The 16150-nt window shown below is 76.0% G+C and carries 16 protein-coding genes; 9 read left to right on the plus strand and 7 right to left on the minus strand.

All coding sequences use genetic code 11. The features are described from left to right. Positions 1–299 precede the first annotated feature (299 nt). Positions 300–1073 carry a 2-phosphosulfolactate phosphatase gene (locus tag ACF1BN_RS12155; protein WP_392331497.1) on the minus strand — a complete coding sequence of 258 codons (774 nt, stop codon included), beginning with the start codon at positions 1071–1073 and terminating at the stop codon, positions 300–302. A 234-nt stretch (positions 1074–1307) separates the two neighbouring features. On the opposite strand from ACF1BN_RS12155, the gene ACF1BN_RS12160 reads away from it, so the two are divergent. Next, positions 1308–1739 carry a VOC family protein gene (locus ACF1BN_RS12160; RefSeq protein WP_392331498.1) on the plus strand — a complete coding sequence of 144 codons (432 nt, stop codon included), beginning with the start codon at positions 1308–1310 and terminating at the stop codon, positions 1737–1739. Positions 1740–1884: 145 nt separating this feature from the next. Beyond that, a complete protein-coding gene (locus ACF1BN_RS12165; RefSeq protein WP_392331499.1) occupies positions 1885–3117 on the plus strand; it encodes a GNAT family N-acetyltransferase in 1233 nt (410 codons plus the stop codon). A 229-nt stretch (positions 3118–3346) separates the two neighbouring features. On the opposite strand, the gene ACF1BN_RS12170 is transcribed toward ACF1BN_RS12165, so the two are convergent. After that, the gene (locus tag ACF1BN_RS12170; RefSeq protein ID WP_392331500.1) at positions 3347–3739 is read right to left on the minus strand and encodes an anti-sigma factor antagonist; all 393 of its coding nucleotides are present in this window, start codon (positions 3737–3739) and stop codon (positions 3347–3349) included. Between the two features lie 166 nt (positions 3740–3905). Here ACF1BN_RS12170 and ACF1BN_RS12175 point away from each other — a divergent pair, with 166 nt between their 5' ends. The 3 genes from ACF1BN_RS12175 to ACF1BN_RS12185 all read left to right on the plus strand — a co-directional run bounded on the left by ACF1BN_RS12175 (position 3906) and on the right by ACF1BN_RS12185 (position 6314). Further along, positions 3906–4265, plus strand: a complete 360-nt coding sequence (locus tag ACF1BN_RS12175; RefSeq protein ID WP_392331501.1) for an ArsR/SmtB family transcription factor — start codon at positions 3906–3908, stop codon at positions 4263–4265. A 112-nt stretch (positions 4266–4377) separates the two neighbouring features. Continuing rightward, positions 4378–5721 (plus strand): MFS transporter, encoded by a 1344-nt coding sequence (locus ACF1BN_RS12180; RefSeq protein ID WP_392331904.1) that lies wholly within the window; start codon positions 4378–4380, stop codon positions 5719–5721. Between the two features lie 182 nt (positions 5722–5903). Then, positions 5904–6314, plus strand: a complete 411-nt coding sequence (locus tag ACF1BN_RS12185; RefSeq protein ID WP_392331502.1) for a RidA family protein — start codon at positions 5904–5906, stop codon at positions 6312–6314. A gap of 7 nt (positions 6315–6321) precedes the next feature. Here ACF1BN_RS12185 and ACF1BN_RS12190 read toward each other — a convergent pair whose 3' ends face one another. After that, a complete protein-coding gene (locus ACF1BN_RS12190) occupies positions 6322–6933 on the minus strand; it encodes a hypothetical protein (protein WP_392331503.1) in 612 nt (203 codons plus the stop codon). A gap of 590 nt (positions 6934–7523) precedes the next feature. On the opposite strand from ACF1BN_RS12190, the gene ACF1BN_RS12195 reads away from it, so the two are divergent. Beyond that, the gene (locus ACF1BN_RS12195) at positions 7524–8747 is read left to right on the plus strand and encodes a S8 family serine peptidase (protein ID WP_392331504.1); all 1224 of its coding nucleotides are present in this window, start codon (positions 7524–7526) and stop codon (positions 8745–8747) included. A 74-nt stretch (positions 8748–8821) separates the two neighbouring features. On the opposite strand, the gene ACF1BN_RS12200 is transcribed toward ACF1BN_RS12195, so the two are convergent. The 3 genes from ACF1BN_RS12200 to ACF1BN_RS12210 all read right to left on the minus strand — a co-directional run bounded on the left by ACF1BN_RS12200 (position 8822) and on the right by ACF1BN_RS12210 (position 10965). After that, entirely contained in the window at positions 8822–9466 is a 645-nt protein-coding gene (locus ACF1BN_RS12200) for an L-threonylcarbamoyladenylate synthase (RefSeq protein WP_392331505.1), read from the minus strand. After that, a complete protein-coding gene (locus ACF1BN_RS12205) occupies positions 9463–10095 on the minus strand; it encodes a carbonic anhydrase (RefSeq protein WP_392331506.1) in 633 nt (210 codons plus the stop codon). The genes ACF1BN_RS12200 and ACF1BN_RS12205 overlap by 4 nt, the downstream gene beginning before the upstream one ends. 141 nt (positions 10096–10236) lie before the next feature. Beyond that, positions 10237–10965: a hypothetical protein gene (locus ACF1BN_RS12210; RefSeq protein WP_392331507.1), complete on the minus strand. Its 729-nt coding sequence runs from the start codon at positions 10963–10965 to the stop codon at positions 10237–10239. A 597-nt stretch (positions 10966–11562) separates the two neighbouring features. Between ACF1BN_RS12210 and ACF1BN_RS12215 the strand changes: the two genes are divergently transcribed. Further along, positions 11563–12198: an SAV_915 family protein gene (locus ACF1BN_RS12215; protein WP_392331508.1), complete on the plus strand. Its 636-nt coding sequence runs from the start codon at positions 11563–11565 to the stop codon at positions 12196–12198. Beyond that, positions 12195–13541 (plus strand): diaminopimelate decarboxylase, encoded by a 1347-nt coding sequence (gene lysA / locus ACF1BN_RS12220; RefSeq protein WP_392331509.1) that lies wholly within the window; start codon positions 12195–12197, stop codon positions 13539–13541. The genes ACF1BN_RS12215 and lysA overlap by 4 nt, the downstream gene beginning before the upstream one ends. A 37-nt stretch (positions 13542–13578) precedes the next feature. Here the strand turns inward: lysA and ACF1BN_RS12225 are convergent, their stop codons facing one another. After that, positions 13579–14592: an aminoglycoside phosphotransferase family protein gene (locus ACF1BN_RS12225; protein ID WP_392331510.1), complete on the minus strand. Its 1014-nt coding sequence runs from the start codon at positions 14590–14592 to the stop codon at positions 13579–13581. Positions 14593–14932: 340 nt separating this feature from the next. Here ACF1BN_RS12225 and ACF1BN_RS12230 point away from each other — a divergent pair, with 340 nt between their 5' ends. Then, entirely contained in the window at positions 14933–16111 is a 1179-nt protein-coding gene (locus ACF1BN_RS12230; RefSeq protein ID WP_392331511.1) for an alpha-hydroxy-acid oxidizing protein, read from the plus strand. The last annotated feature ends 39 nt before the right edge of the window (positions 16112–16150 follow it).

Below are 16150 nucleotides of genomic sequence, written 5' to 3' on the forward strand. Positions count from 1 at the left end.
GCGAGGGGGTGGGTGCGACGCCGCCCCGACCGGCGGAGAGGGGGAGGCTCGGACGCTGCCCCGAGCGGCGGAGAGGGGAGGCTCGGACGCTGCCCCGACCGGATGAGAAGGATGGAGCGAACGGCGCCCCGGACCGGCTGACCGGCGGAGGGGGAGGGCCGAACACACCCCCCAGACCGGCTGAAGGGGGAGTCGAACGCCGCCCCGGACCGGCTCAGGGGGAAGGGGCGGACGGCGTGCCGCCGGACAGGAGGGGTGGGGCGGGCGCGATGCCGACGGGACGGGGCCGGTGGCCGCGCTCAGTTCGGGGCGTCGCCGTCCGCGCGGGGCGCGGGGTGCGGGCGCAGAACCATGAGGGAGCCCTCCAGGGCCGCCACCATGGCGAACGGGAACCGGTCGAGCTCCAGACAGAGGGCGACGTCGTCCGGGTGGGCGCCCTCCCGCACCCCCGTCGCCAGCTCGACGGCGGCGCGTGACGCGGCGGCACGGCGGAGGAACGCGGCGGCGTCCGTACCGGGTTCGACGGTCCGGCCGGCGATGTACTCGGCGCAGGCCAGGTCCTCGTCCGCCCGCCCGTCCTCGCCCGTGACCACGAACGTGACCGATCCGCTCCCGCGCTCGCGCAGCACCCGGGCGGTCGCCTCCGCCACCACGAACCCCGCGCACAGCACGAGGTCCGCGTCCTTCACCGCGAGAGCGCCGACCGTTCCCGCCGTGGTCTTCTGCACGACCGTCCGCCCGGTGAGGTCGGCGGAGCGGAGCAGTCCCGGCGAGTTGACGAGGCCGAAGCCGGGCGCGGGGGCCCCGTCCTTGAGTGCCACCCACTCCGGGTGGTGCGACCGGAGCGCCAGGGCTTCCTCCAGCGACGCGGCGAGGACGATCTTCTCCGCGCCCCGGGCGAAGGCCCAGGCGGCCACGGTGCAGGCGCGCATGACGTCCACGACGACCGCCACGGACGGGGCGCCGGACGGGGCAGCGGGGTCGGCCGCCGACGTGACCGTGGACGTGGCAGCGGAGGAGGCCGCGGAAGGCCCTTCGGAGAGTGCGGAGATGCTGAGGAAACGAGCGTCCATCCGACCATGATTCCGTACGGCGACGACGGCGACGACGGCGACGACGCGGGCGCGCGGCCGGGTTCCACTGCGCACAGGGCGGTCTTGGACCGCTGCGCGGAGTGCCGTCCCGGACCGCTGCGCGGGGGTGGTTCCGGCCACGCCACAGGGGCGGTCCGGGTCGCGTCACAGGGGCGCTCCCGGGCCGCGCGAAAACAGCTGGGCGGGTCGGAAACCCCGCCCTATGATGGCGCGATGCCGTCGATCAAGCAGGTCCAGATCACCTTCGACTGTGCCGAACCCGAGCGGGTCGCCCGCTTCTGGCGCTCGGTGCTGGGGTACGAATCGGCCCCACCGCCGGAGGGGTTCGCCTCCTGGGAGGACTTCGACCGCACGGAGCCGGGACGGCGGGGCGCGGACTGGGCGTGGATCGACCCCGTGGAGGGCGCGCCCCGACTGTTCTTCCAGCGCGTCCCCGAGGGCAAGGTCGTCAAGAACCGGGTCCACCTCGACGTGAGGGCCGGCACCGGACTCGTCGGGGCGGAGCGGCTGGCCGTCCTGGAGGCGGAGTGCGCGCGTCTCGTCGCGCTCGGCGCCGTGCACGACTACACGCTGTACGCCGACGGTGAGAACGAGTCCTGCATCGCGATGCGGGACATCGAGGGTAACGAGTTCTGCCTCGACTGACCGCACCCGGAGGGGTGTTCGGCCCGCCTGCCCCGCGCGTGCCGAGCCCCTCGTAATTCGTTTGACCGGGCCTCGGCGCTCCCGCTGCACTGGGGAGCCGGGCGTCACGGAGCGGTGGCGCCGACACGAGGAGGATGCGCCGACGATGGAGATCCGTCCCACCACCGACGAGGACCGCGCCGTCTTCGTCGACACCATGCTCTCCGCCTTCGGCCTCTTCGCGGAGGAACCGCGCGCGAACGGCGGCGGGGTCTGGTGGTCGGCCCTCGAAATGGACCGGAACCTGATGGCCCTCGCCCCGGGCGGGCGCCCCGTCGGTACCGCCGGCGCGTACACCTTCGAGCTCACCCTGCCCGGCGAGACCGTCGTCCCGGTCTCCGGCGTGACCGCCGTGGGGGTCGTGCCCACGCACCGACGCCAGGGCGTGCTCAGCGCGCTGATGAGGCGTCAGCTCGCCGATCTGCGGGCCCGAGGTGAAGTCCTCTCGGTGCTGCTGGCCTCCGAGGCCGTGATCTACCGCCGGTTCGGCTACGGCCCCGCGACCTCCACCGGGCGGCTGACCGTCCCCCGCCACCGCGGAGCCTTCGCGCGCCCCCGCGCGGGCGGCGCGGTCAGTGGCCCGGCCGCGCGTGACGCGGGGTCGGTCGAGCTGCTGCGGCGGGCCGACTGCGGCCCGCTCCTCGAAGAGGTCTACGACCGCTATCGCCGCTCCCGGCCCGGCGCGCTCTCCCGCCCCCACCGCTGGTGGGCCCTGGGCGCGGGGCAGCCCCCGGTCGGCTCCCCGCCGCGCCACGTCGCCGTCCACCGGGACGCCGAGGGGAGCCCTGACGGATACGCCTCCTACTCCGTGGACTCCGGCACCCTGACGGTCGACGAGATCGTCACCGGCGACGACGAGGTCTTCGCGGCACTGGCCGGTTTCGCCCTCGCCCACGACCTCGTCACCCAGGTGGTCCTCAAGCACGTCCCGGTGGACCATCCGCTGCGCCACCGGTTCGCCGACTACCGCGCCGCCGAGGCGAGCCACGACACCGACTGGCTCTGGGTCCGCCTGCTCGACGTCCCGCGCGCGCTCACCGCGCGCGGCGGCTGGCTCACGGACGGCGAACTCGTCCTCGACGTCGAGGACGACTTCCTGGGCGAACGCGGACGGCACCTGCTGACGGTCCGGGACGGCAAGGCCGACTGCGTCCCCACGGACCGCGACCCCGACCTGACCCTGGACGTGAGCGACCTCGGATCGGTCTACCTCGGCGGTACGGCGCCCAGCACCCTCGTACGCGCCGGACACGTGCGCGCCCACCAACCGGACGCGGCCGCACGGGCCGACGCCCTCTTCCGCACGGACCGCCGGCCGCACTGCCTGCACTGGTTCTGAGCGACGGCGCGGGGGCGCCGAAGGGCGGCCGGTACGCCTCGGGCGGGGCGCGGGGCGGCCGGTTGGCTTTGGGTCGGGCGCCTCAGTCGGGACGAGTCGAGGCGGGGCGGCCCAGACCGGAGGGAGGGCCGGACCGAGGGCCGAGTCCGCTGAGGTCCACCCAGGTTCGCCCAGGTCTGCCCAGGGCCGTCCAGCTCTGCTCGGCTCCCCTCGGCTCCGTTCGGGCCGCTCAGGCGCTCCCGGGCCAGGCGTCGCTACGCCATTCGCGTTCCTCGATGCCCCGGTCCCGGTGGGCGGCGAGCGCGGCGGCGAGGTCGCCGTACACCGCGATGACCGCCTGCCCGTCCCCGAAGCTGCCGCCCGCCCCGCCCTCGGGCACGGCGGCGAGCTCCAGCCCACGTCCCTCCGCGGCGAGCCGCGACGCGGCCTCGGACACGGCGAGCCGGCCGCCGTCGGACCACCCGCGCAGCCCGGTCAGGTCCAGGACCACCGGCCCGGTGCCGCGCGCGACGGCCCAGCCGACGGCTCCCTGGAACCGCCCCACGGCCTCCTGGCCGAGGAAGCCGGCCAGGGAGAGCACGCCGAGGCCGGGGTGGATGGTGTAGCGCCACTCGATGGTCATCGTCGTCTCTCCTTGCTCCCGGCCATGGACCGGCCGTCCGCAGCATCCTCACCCGAGAGCGTGTTCCCGTGCACGGCGGTCCACGGATCGGTCACCCGTCCCGATCCGCGGACACCCGGTCCTCCCTCCCGGTCCGGCCCCGCCCCCGCCTCCCTACGATGGGCGCATGGCGGATCCCGTACGCGAACAGGCCGTGTCCCCCGTCCATCCGCGGACCCCGGGGGCGCCGGAGCTCGCCGCGGCGGCCGAGGTGTTCGGGCTGCTCAGCGACCCCACCCGGCTCCAGCTGCTGTGGGTGCTCACGCGCGGCGAGGCCGACGTCGGCGCCCTGACGGAAACGTGCGGGGCCGCGCGGCCTGCGGTCAGCCAGCACCTGGCCAAGCTGAGGCTCGGCGGGCTGGTGCAGGCGCGCAAGGACGGCCGGCGGGTGGTGTACGCGCTGCCGGACGGGCATCTGAAGCGGCTGGTCGTCGAGGCGCTCAACAGGGCCGACCACGTGGTGACGGGAGAACCCTGGCACGACTGAGGCGCCGGGCCCCGCGTCGGCCGCACTCTTTTCCGTTCGACATGTGCGCACACATGCACATGTCGGCTACCGTGAGGGGCCCCGCACCCGACCGCCGACCGAGGGCGTCCCCATGCTGTCCGTCCTGCGCGACCGCACCTACCGGCACCTCTTCCTCGCCCAGGCCGTCGCCCTCACCGGCACCGGCCTCGCGACCGTCGCCCTGGCCCTCCTCGCGTACGATCTCGCCGGCGCCCACGCCCCCGCCGTGCTCGGCACCGCGCTCGCGCTCAAGATGGCGGCGTACGTCGGTCTGGCACCGCTCGCCGGGATGCTGGCCCGCCGGGTGCCGCGCCGGGCGCTGCTGGTCGGGGCCGACCTCGTACGGCTCGGCACCGCGCTGGTCCTGCCCTTCGTGGACCAGGTGTGGCAGGTGTACGGGCTCGTGCTGCTGCTCCAGGCGGCCTCGGCCGTCTTCACCCCCGCCTTCCAGGCGACGATCCCGCGCGTCCTGCCCGAGGAACGCGACTACACCCGGGCCCTCGCCCTCTCCCGCCTCGCCTACGACCTGGAGAGCCTCGCCAGCCCGGTCCTCGCCGCCGCACTCCTCGCCCTCGTCCCGTACGACCGGCTGTTCACCGGCACCGCGGCCGGCTTCCTCGTCTCGGCGCTCCTCGTCCTGCCCCTGCGCCTCCCCCCGGAGGACCGGACCGGCCCTCCGGGGGTGCGGATCCCCGGCGTACGGCTCCTCCTCGCCACGCCCCGGCTGCGCGCCCTGCTCGCGCTCGACCTGGCCGTCGCCGCCGCCGGCGCGATGGTCCTCGTCGAGACGGTCGTCCTCGTCCAGGACGTCCTCGCGCGCCCGCCGCGCGACGTCTCCCTCGCCCTCGCCGCGTACGGAGCGGGCTCGATGGGCGCGGCCCTGCTCCTCCCGCGCCTGCTGGGCCGTACGGGTGACCGCGCCGTCATGCTCCCCGCCGCCGGCGTCCTCGCGACCGCGCTCGCCCTGCTCACCGCCGGACTCGCCACCGGCCGTCCGGAAGCGCACTCGGCCGCCGCCTGGCCCGCGCTGCTCGCCCTCTGGTTCTGCCTCGGCGCCGCCACCTCGGCGGTCCTCACCCCCGGCGGGCGGCTGCTGCGCCGGTCCGCCGCCGACCCGGACCTGCCCGCGGTCTTCGCCGCCCGCTTCTCCCTCTCCCACGCCTGCTGGCTGCTCACCTACCCGCTCGCCGGCTGGCTCGCCGCCCGTGCGGGCACCGCGGCCTCCGCCGCCGCCCTCACCGTCGTCGCCCTGTCCGCGACCCTCGCCGCCGCCCGCCTCTGGCCGCGCGCCGATCCGGACGAATGGGAGCACGCCCACCCCGAACTCCCGGCCGAGCATCCCCACATGGCCGCCACCGCGGGCCCGGGCCACCGCCACACCCACCCCTACCGCATCGACCCCCTCCACCCCCACTGGCCGACGACCACCGCCTGACCCGCCGGCCGCACCCACGTTGCTCGTGGCGGAGAGAGGCCGGAGAGAGGCCGGAGAGCGGGAGGGAGAAAACCGGTCGAGACGGTGGAGGAAGCCTGAGAGGGTGATGTGTTCCCGTCGCCCGGGCCGGTGCGGTCCCGGCGCCGTCGCTGCTTCGCCGCCTCGCTGCTGAGAGGATCCCCGTGCCCCGTGCCGTCCGCCTCATCCGTTCCGCCACCCTGTCCGGCGTCGCCGAGTACGCGTACGCGGCGACCGCGCCGGCCGAGTCCCGGCTGATCTTCCTGGCGGGTGCCTGCCCGCTCGACGCCGACGGCGCGACCGTCGCCGTCGGGGACTACCCGGGCCAGGCCGCCGCCTGCGTCGAGAACCTGCGCACGGCGCTGAAGGACGCCGGGGCCTGCGTCGAGGACGTCATCAGCACCCGGGTGCTGGTCGCTTCGACCCGCCGGAGCGATCTCGTGGCCGCCTGGGAGGTGGTGCGGGACGCCTTCGGCGCGCACGACGTGCCCAGCACCCTGATGGGCGTCACCGTGCTCGGGTACGACGAGCAACTCGTCGAGATCGAGGCCGTCGCCGCCGTCCTCGACGCCTGACGGTTCCTCACGCGGGGTCGCGCGTCCACAGGGTCAGATCGCTGGACGTGGCGACGGCGAGCGTCCGCCCCGTCGGGGAGAAGCCGGCGGCGCGCAGCGTCGACCAGGTGGAGTGCAGGACGTGCCACCAGCCCTCGGTGTGCGGCGTGCGGTGCCAGCTCCCGCCGTTGGAGGACAGCAGGATCCGGTGGTGCGGCCAGTCGGGCGCCTCGACGTCCACGCACCAGCCTCCGCCGGAGCCGTGCAAGCCGCCGCCGTGCAGACCGGCGACACGCACCCGCTGCCCGGCGAGCGGACCGATCCAGGGGCACGACAGGTCGGGCGTGCCGTCGGGTCCGTCGTCCTCCGGGTCCCGGTCCCGCGCGATCCGCTCGCCCGTCACCGCGTCGAAGACGCCGTACCCCTGGGAGGAGACGACCATGACCAGGTCGTGCTCGGTGGCGGGGTCCACGCCGAAGCCGATGCCGGTGAGTCCGCCGACGGCGGCGGGGCCGCCGAACACGCTCCGCCACGGCGCGGGCGCAGGGACGACCGGAGCGGTCAGGAGCCGCCGGCGCAGTCCTTGCTGGTACGGGGTCAGGCCGGAGGCGCCGTCGTCCGGCGCGGTCTCGCTTCGCATGCACCGATCATGACGGAGGCGCGCGGGGCGGCGGCGCCCGGCCCCTGACCCGCACCCCCGGGCCCCCGGCACGCACCGCCCGGCCTCTGGCCCGCACCGCCTGGCCCGCGCCCGCCCCCCGCCCAGCCTCCGACCCTCACCGCCCGGCCCGCACCACCAGGCCTCCGACCCCCGCCCCCCGGCCCGCGCCCGCACTGCTCGCCCCCGCCCGCACACCCCGGCCCCTGGACCCGTCCCGGCCGTCCCGTACCCGCCGCGCGCCCCGACCCGCACCCGCCGCGCATCCGTCCGGCTTTCGTGCGGGGCCGTCCGGTGGCCGGTCCTCGCGGGTGGCGGCCGGATCGTGACGGCCCCGCGGACGGGGTGGTTCGTGGGGGTTCGACGGGGGATCGGGTGGGTCTCCGTGTCCACGACATGTCGGATGCATGACAAGCACTCAACTTCCTTGATCCGTCCGGTCGGTGAGGCACAGGCTTCTGCTCACGCCGAGCGGAGGACCACCTCCCCGGCGGCGTGTGCGACCGCACGCGACCCCCACGAACCGCGCCGCCCGACCCAGGGCGCGCCGCCAAGAGGAGGAACCCCTCACCATGGCACTCCCCGTGAACCGCACCACCCGCCGCGTGCTCCTCGCCTCCGCGGCCACTGTCGCCGCGCTCGCCACCGGCCTGGCCGTGACCCCCGCGCAGGCCGCCGCCCCGGCCCCCGCCGAGGGCGTCGTCCTCGCCGCGGGCTCGTCCGACGCCGTCGCCGGCAGCTACCTCGTCACCCTCAAGCCCGGAGCCGGCTTCGCCGCCGGCTCCGCCGAGGGCCGCGGTCTCATCGCCGGTTACGGCGGCAAGGTGGGCAAGACCTTCGGCGCGGCTCTCAACGGCTACACCGTCACCCTCGACGCCAAGGCCGCCCGCCGCCTCGCCGCCGACCCGGCCGTGGCGACCGTCGAGCAGAACCGGCTCGTCCGCGCCGACGCCACCCAGGCGAACGCTCCCTGGGGGCTCGACCGCATCGACCAGGCGAACCTGCCGCTCTCCGGCACCTACACGTACCCGGACAGCGCGGGCGGCGGCGTCACCGCGTACGTCATCGACACCGGTGTGCGGATCAGCCACGCCGAGCTCGCGGGCCGGGCCGTCAACGGCTACGACGCCGTCGAGGGCGACACCGTCGCGCAGGACGGCAACGGCCACGGCACCCACGTCGCCACCACCATCGCCGGCTCCACCTACGGCGTCGCCAAGGCGGCCAAGGTCGTCGCCGTCCGCGTCCTCGACGCCAACGGCTCCGGCACCACAGCGGGTGTCGTCGCCGGCATCGACTGGGTGACCTCCCACCACCCCGCCGGAGCCCCCGCCGTCGCCAACCTCTCCCTCGGCGGCGGCGCCTCCACCACCCTCGACAACGCGGTCAAGCGCTCCATCGCGGACGGCGTCACCTACGCCGTCGCGGCGGGCAACTCCGGTGTCAACGCCCGTAATTCCTCCCCCGCCCGGGTCGCCGAGGCCATCACCGTCGGCGCCACGGGCAACACCGACGCGAAGGCGAGCTGGTCCAACTTCGGCTCGGTCCTCGACCTGTTCGCCCCGGGCGTCTCCATCACCGCCGGCTGGCACACCGGCGACACGGCGACCAACACCATCTCCGGCACGTCGATGGCGACCCCCCACGTCGCCGGCGCCGCCGCCGTCTACCTCGCCGGACACACCTCCGCCACCCCCGCGCAGGTCGCCACCGCCCTCGTGAACGGCGCCACCCCCGGCAAGGTCACCAGCCCCGGCAGCGGCTCCCCCAACCGCCTGCTCCGCCTGGTCCCGTAACGCACCCGCCCCCCACGGAACGGGAAGACCGCGCCCCGGCACCCCACGAGGGTGCCGGGGCGCGGTCCTTCGGATCAGCGGACGACCAGGTCCGGGACGAGAGCGCGGAGTTCGGGGAGCGGCAGGACGCCGTCGCGGACGAGCACCGGAGTGTCGCCGCTGAGGTCCACGATGGAGGACGAGACCGCCCCCGCCGTGCGGCCGCCGTCGAGGTACACCGCTACGGAGTCACCGAGCATGCCCTGCGCGGCGTCGCAGTCCTGGGGGGACGGGTGGTCCGTCAGATTGGCGCTGGACACCGCGAGCGGGCCGGTCGCCGCGAGGAGCTCCAGGGTCAGCGGGTGGTCCGGCATGCGGACGGCCACCGTGCCGCCGGTCTCGCCCAGGTCCCAGTCCAGGGACGCACGGTGGCGGACCACCAGGGTCAGCCCACCCGGCCAGAAGGCGTCGATCAACGCCCTTGCCGCGTCCGGGAGTTCGTCGGTGAGCTCGCCGAGCGCGGCGGCCGAGTCCACCAGGACGGGGGACGGCTTGTGCCGGCCGCGTCCCTTGGCGGCCAGCAGCGAGGCGACCGCCTTCGGGTCGAAGGCGTCCGCCCCCACCCCGTACACGGTGTCCGTCGGCAGGACCACCAGCTCGCCGCGGCGCACCGCGGCGGTGGCCTCGGCGAGGCCCGCGGCGCGGGCACCGGGGTCGGAGCAGTCGAAGCGGGAGGTCACGCGGGGGTGACCTCCTCCACGACGGCGCCCCGGGTGGTGACCAGGCGGGCGGTGCCCCCGGCCAGTTCGTAGCCGACGCCGATGACGGCCGTCTCGCCCGCCGCGACCTGGTCGGAGAGCACGCGGGAGCGTTCGAGCAGCAGGTCCACGGTGTGGCGGATGTGCTCGTCGATGATGTCGCTGTCCGCCGTCAGGCCGGCGGTCTTCGCGGCCAGGATGCTGGGGGTCACCCGCTCCACCACGTCGCGCACGAAGCCGGTGGCGGCGAAACCCTCCTCGACGGCCGCGCGGGCCGCGGCGACCGCGCCGCAGGAGTCGTGGCCGAGGACGACGACCAGCCGGGCGCCCAGGACGCTCGTCCCGTACTCGACGCTGCCGAGGACCTCGGGGCCGACCACGTGGCCGGCGGTGCGGACGACGAACAGATCGCCGAGACCGCGGTCGAAGATGATCTCGGCCGCGAGGCGGGAGTCGGAGCAGCCGAGGACCACGGCGAAGGGGTCCTGGCCGGGCGCCAGCTCCGTGCGGCGGGCGGCGTCCTGGTTGGGGTGCTCGGGCGTGCCCGAGACGAAGCGACGGTTGCCGTCGAGGAGGGCGTCGAGGGCAAGGGCCGGAGAAGTTCTGGGCATGCCGACACCCTATGCGTGTCCCCCGCCTCCGGCGCTACACGGCCACCCCCCGCCGGGCTCCGTTGTGACGGATCGCACCCGGGCGGTATCACGATGTGGGCAGGACGCCGTCTCCGGGCCCAGAGCGGGGACGGCGGCGGGTCAGGCCGTCGCGTCCCAGGCGCGCGTGAGCCCGTCCAGCCAGGCCGGTGGCAGCTCGGCGGCGTCCCACTCCTCGCGCAGCTCGGCGGGGCGGGAGGCGAGCCGTTCCAGGACGGCGAGGCTCGTGGGGGAGTGGACCAGGGTGTAGCGGCCGTGGATGGCGATGGCGCTGCCCGGTCCGTACGTGGCGTACAAGCGTTCCAGGTGGGCGCGGTGCTCCGCCGAGTAGGACGTGAGCCGGCCCGGATAGGAGGCCCGCTGCCGTACCCCCATCGTCCGGAGCGCCGCCGCGAGGACCTGCTCGGTGACCTCGGGGTCGAGGTCCGACTCCTCGGTGAAGGAGAGGTACAGGGGGACGACCGCGACCTTCGCCCGCTCGACCTCCATCCGGCCGACCGGCGGCCGGTCGGCCGGGTCCGCGGCGGAGTCCGCGTCGACGGCGGCGCCGAGCGCCCGGTCGGCGAGGCCCGCGAGTCCCTCGGCGACGGCCCGTGAACCGTCGCGCCAGCCCGCGGCGTACGGCTCGCCGCTGCCGGGCGGGGCCTGCCGTCCGGCACCGGCCAGCGCCTCGTGCGCGCCGGCGAGCGCGCCCGCCTCGACCAGGCCGATCAGCTCCTCCGCGTCACCGGAGTACACCCCGGCCCGTGCGAGGAGCTGGAGCAGCGTCGTCCTCGCGTTGTCGACGCTCGCGGCGTCGAGCTGGAGCCGTTCTTCCCGGGCGGCGGTCATCGGTGGTCCTCCTCCTCGCGGTGCCGGCGCGTGCGGGTGCGGCGGACGCGCCTTCGAGAACGCGACGATCACGGGCCCGCGCCACGCTCCCCTCGCGGCGGCGCACGTACGGGACCGGTGATCGGGTCCTCGAACGCCGAGGTTTTCAGCTCTCCGGGGCCTCCGTCCAGCCGACTTTCCGGTCCCCTCCCACCAGGCACGCAGTGCCATGTGCGCCCGAGGGCCGCGAGGGGCGGAGCGGATCCGGCCCGGTAAAGGGATCACATACCCCTTAGTGGTATATCGGAGGAGGAGTGGGGGTGGGTTCCCGGCGTGCGGCGGAGACACCAAGTGTCAGGAGCGCCCGGCCCGCTGACCCGCCGTCGTGCGCGACCGGGCCCCGGCGCCGGCAGCCGACGCGGGGGAATCACAGCCAGGTGAGCCCGGCGGCCCGGCGGTGCGGTGCGGGCGCCGTCGGCGTGAGCGGCGCGTCAAGAGTCGGCGGGGCCGGCGTCAGGACCGCGTCAGGGACGGGGACGCGGGTCCTCGTGCCGGGCAAGGCTGCCAGGAACGCGCCCCGCCGGACCGCCGCCGGGGCCGACCGCCCGGGAGGAACCCATGGCCCGCACCCCGTTCGCCTGTGCCGACGACCGAGGAGGAGCCGACGACCGGCGACCCGCACCCCGGGCCACCGTCGCCCCGGGAACCGGCGAACCCGAACCCGCCGAACCCGAACCCGCGGACCCCGAACCCGCGGAACCCGAACCGACGGATCCCGAACCCGCCGATCCCGATCTCGCCGATCTCGCCGATCCCGAACCCGCGAACCCGGCCCCGGCCGGACGCCTGTGCGTGCCCGTCCGTCCGGGAGCCCGCGGTGCCGTCGCCCGTCTCTTCCGCACCCCCGTCGGCGCCCGGACGGCCGTCGCCTTCACCACCCCGGAACGGCTCCGCGCCACCCTCGGCGCCGACCAGTCCTGGATCCCGCTCTCCGAGCCCGCGCTGCGCGCCCTCGCCGGCCCGCTCGGCGTCCACGCCCTGACCGTCGACCCCGTGCTCACCGCCCCCTTCACCCCCGGCCCCGCCTCGGACGCCGTCCCGGACTCCGTTCCCTCGGCGGCGGACGCCGTCCCGGACTCCGTGCCCACGGCGGCGGGCTCGGTCCAGGACCCCGCCGCCGGAGCTCCGGCCGGCCGGCCCGCGACGCCGTGCGCCCGCCGGTTCGACGCCACCGCGAGGAGGACCGTCGCGTGACCCTCACCGACCTGCTCGGCGAAGCGGCCGGACCCGCCGGCACCCTCCCCGCGTTCTCCGTCTGGCCCGCCACCACCACCGAGGAGGGCGGCGGCCGGGTCCTCCTGGCGGGCGTACCGCTCGCCGACATCGCCGAGGCCCACGGCACCCCCGTCTACGTCCTCGACGAGGCCGAGATCCGCGACCGCTGCCGCACCTACCGCGCCGCCTTCGCCGACGCCGACGTCCACTACGCGGCCAAGGCGTTCCTCTGCCGCGCCCTCGTCCGCCTCGTCGACGAGGAGGGGCTCGGCCTCGACGTCTGCTCCGCCGGCGAACTCGAACTCGCCGTCACCGCCGGCTTCCCGCCCGAGCGGATCCTCCTGCACGGCAACGCCAAGTCCCCGGCCGACCTCGACACCGCGCTGCGCCTCGGCGTCGGCCGGATCGTCATCGACAGCCCGACCGAGATCGCCCGGCTCGCCGCCGCGGTCGGCCCCCGCGGCCACCAGAAGGTCATGCTCCGGGTGACCCCCGGCGTCGGCGCCGGCGGCCACTCCAAGATCCGCACCGGGACCGACGACCAGAAGTTCGGGCTCTCGCTGCGCGACGGACACGCCCAGCACGCCGTCGCCCGGGTGCTCGACCAGCCACAGCTCGAACTCACCGGCCTCCACTGCCACCTCGGCTCCCAGACCACCGAGGCCAGGCCCTACCTCACCGCGCTGCGCCGGCTCGTCGGCCTCATGGCCCGGATCCGGGACGCCCACGGCGTCGTCCTGCCGGAGCTCGACCTCGGCGGCGGTCACGGCGTCGCCTACCGCCCGGGAGACCCGGTCCTCGACCCCACCGCCCTCGCCCGCCGGCTCCGCGCCGCCCTCACCGAGAGCTGCGCCGCCGCCGGACTGCCCGTGCCCCGGCTCCTCGTCGAACCGGGCCGGGCCGTCGTCGGACCCGCCGGCGTCGCCCTCTACCGGGTCCTCGCCGTCAAGACGACCGGCGGCCGGTGCTTCGCCGCCGTCGACGGCGGCATGAGCGACAACCCGCGCCCCGCCCTCTACGGGGTCCGGTACGCGCCCCGCCTGATCGGGCGCCGTTCCACCGCACCGGCTGTCCCGACCACCGTCGCCGGACGCCACTGCGAAGCGGGCGACGTCCTCGCCGAGGACGTCGGGCTGCCCGCCGACCTCCGGCCGGGCGACCTGCTCGCCGTGCCGGTGGCCGGCGCGTACCACCTGTCGATGGCCTCCTCGTACAACCTCGTCGGCCGTCCGCCGGTCGTCGCCGTCCGCGACGGCGCCGCCCGGCTGCTGGTGCGGCGGGAGACCTTGGAGGACCTGCGCGCCCGGGACGTCGGTCTGTAGGCACCGGGCCGTAGCCGTCGGGGATCCCGCGGCGGTGTCACCACGCGTCGGCGGCGGCGAAGAGCTCGCGGATCCAGAAGGCGCTCGCCTCCTCGCTGTCGCCGGTCGGCGTGCCGGGGAAGAGCCGGAACCACGAGCCCGCGCGGCCCAGCGCCGCGAGGCGCACCGCGAGCGCCGCCGCCCTACGCAGCTCCGCCGCCGACGGGCCGAGACCGGTCCAGTGCTCCAGATACGCGTCCACCATCGGCGCCACGTGCTCGGACCCGTACCGCTCGCGGACCTCCCGGACCGGCACCAGGAGGCTGCCGAAGGGGTGCGCCACGCAGGCGTCGCCCCAGTCGAAGAAGGTGAAGCGGCCCGGTGCCGGGGCGAGGATCTGCCCGTCGTGCAGGTCGCAGTGGTCGAGGGAGTCGGGCAGCCCGTACGCGTCGAGCTCGGCGCACAGCCCGACCAGCCGGGGCCGCCGCCGCAGCAGCGCCGCCCGTTCGGCGGCGTCGAAGAGCGGGTTGCGGGCCACGAGCGCGTCGAAGGCCTCCGGCAGCTCGCGGGTCCGCGCCCCCGGCACGCCCAGGTCGCCGAGCCGCTCCGCGTACGGGGCGAGTCGCCGCTGCATCTCGCCGTACCGGCCCAGCGCCGTCGCCCACGCCTCGGGTCCGGCCGCGCCCGCGTCGAGGACGCCTCGGAGGAGCGGCCCGCCGTCGGGCAGCAGCGACCAGCCGCGCCCGGCGTCCACCGCCAGCGGGGTCATCACGTGCTCCGGCACCCACCGCGCGAGCGCCCCGGAGAGCCCGGCCTCGAAGGCGTTCGACGGGGCGCCCGCCTTCAGCCACACCGCGTCCCGCTCGCCCGGGCCGGTGCGGAACCGCACGAGGACCGACCAGGGGCGCACCCGGACCTCGCGCGCCCCGGACTCCTCCAGCCCGTGCACGGCCAGGACCCGCTCGGCCCAGCCGAGCACCTCCCGCCGCCACTCCCCGTCGTCCCAGGGCGTCGCCGCGTCGGGGAACCCGCCCCGGTCCACCACCGTCGTCCGTCCACCGTTCGTGCGCATCAGGCGATTGCACCACCGGGCCACTCCCCGGCGCACGGCAATATGCGCCGGATCGTGCCCGGCGCGGGGGCGGGCCGGAGGACGTCTCCCCGAGCACCGGTCACGGCCGGTCACGGCCGTCGCGGAGGGCGGACTCCGCACGCGCCTCCACCTCGCCGGGCACGAGCCGGGGGAGGGGAGTCCCTTTCCTCCCACCGGCCGGGGAGGAGAGGGGCTTCCCTCCCCCGGCCGGCGGAGCCCGACGCTGGACCATGGACCTGCGGCCCCCGGCCTGGCACCGTGGGCGCCACCGGCGGCCGGGGCGGTCCCGGCCGGGGCGGCGAGAAAGGGCGGGGCCACGATGGGCGGCGCGTTCGGCGGGCGGTACGGGGACTACCAGAACGAGATCTACCTCGCCGGACTCGGCGGGGTCCTTCCCGACCTGCCCATGACCTACGCCGAACTGGAGGCCCGCGCGAGCGCGGCGCTGCCGCCCTCGGTGCTGTCGTACGTGGCGGGCGGGGCCGGCGACGAGTTCACCCAGCGGGCCAACGTCACGGCCTTCGAACGGTGGGGCCTGGTGCCCCGGATGATGGTGGGGGCGGTCGCGCGCGACCTCGGCGTCGACCTCTTCGGGCTCCGCCTCCCGACCCCGCTCTTCATGGCCCCGGTCGGTGTCGTCGGGCTCTGCGCCCAGGACGGCCACGGCGACCTCGCCACCGCGCGGGCGGCCCGCCGCACCGGCGTCCCCATGGTCGCCTCCACCCTGAGCGTGGACCCGATGGAGGAGGTCGCCGCCGAGTTCGGCGACACCCCCGGCTTCTTCCAGCTCTACACGCCCACCGACCGGGACCTCGCGGAGAGCCTGGTGCGGCGCGCGGAGGCCTCCGGGTTCCAGGGCATCGTCGTCACCCTGGACACCTGGGTCACCGGCTGGCGCCCGCGCGACCTCGCCGCCAGCAACTTCCCGCAGCTGCGCGGGCACTGCCTCGCCAACTACACCTCCGACCCGGTCTTCCGCGCCCGCCTCGCCAAGGCGCCGGAGGAGGACCCCGGAGCCGCGATCCTCGAATGGGTCGGCGTCTTCGGCAACCCCCTCACCTGGGCCGACCTGCCCTGGCTGCGCTCCCTCACCGACCTCCCGCTGATCCTCAAGAGCCTCTGCCACCCGGAGGACGTGCGCCGGGCCCGGGACGGCGGCGTGGACGCCGTGTACTGCTCCAACCACGGCGGCCGGCAGGCCAACGGCGGGCTGCCCGCGCTCGACGCCCTCCCCGGTGTCGTCGAGGCCGCGGACGGGCTGCCGGTCCTCTTCGACTCGGGCGTCCGCACCGGCGCGGACGCGATCAAGGCGCTCGCCCTCGGCGCCACCGCCGTCGGCATCGGCCGCCCGTACGCGTACGGCCTGGCGGCCGGCGGCGAGGACGGCGTCGTGCACGTCCTGCGCTCCCTCCTCGCCGAGGCGGACCTCATCATGGCCGTCGACGGCTACCCGGCCCTCGCCGACCTGCGCGCGGAGGGCGCCCTGCGCCGCCTCTGACCACGGGTGCGCCAACCTCCGGTACGCCCGCCTCCGGTA

Source organism: Streptomyces sp. NPDC014861 (assembly GCF_043081625.1).
In the GTDB taxonomy this organism is placed as follows: Bacteria; Actinomycetota; Actinomycetes; order Streptomycetales; family Streptomycetaceae; genus Streptomyces.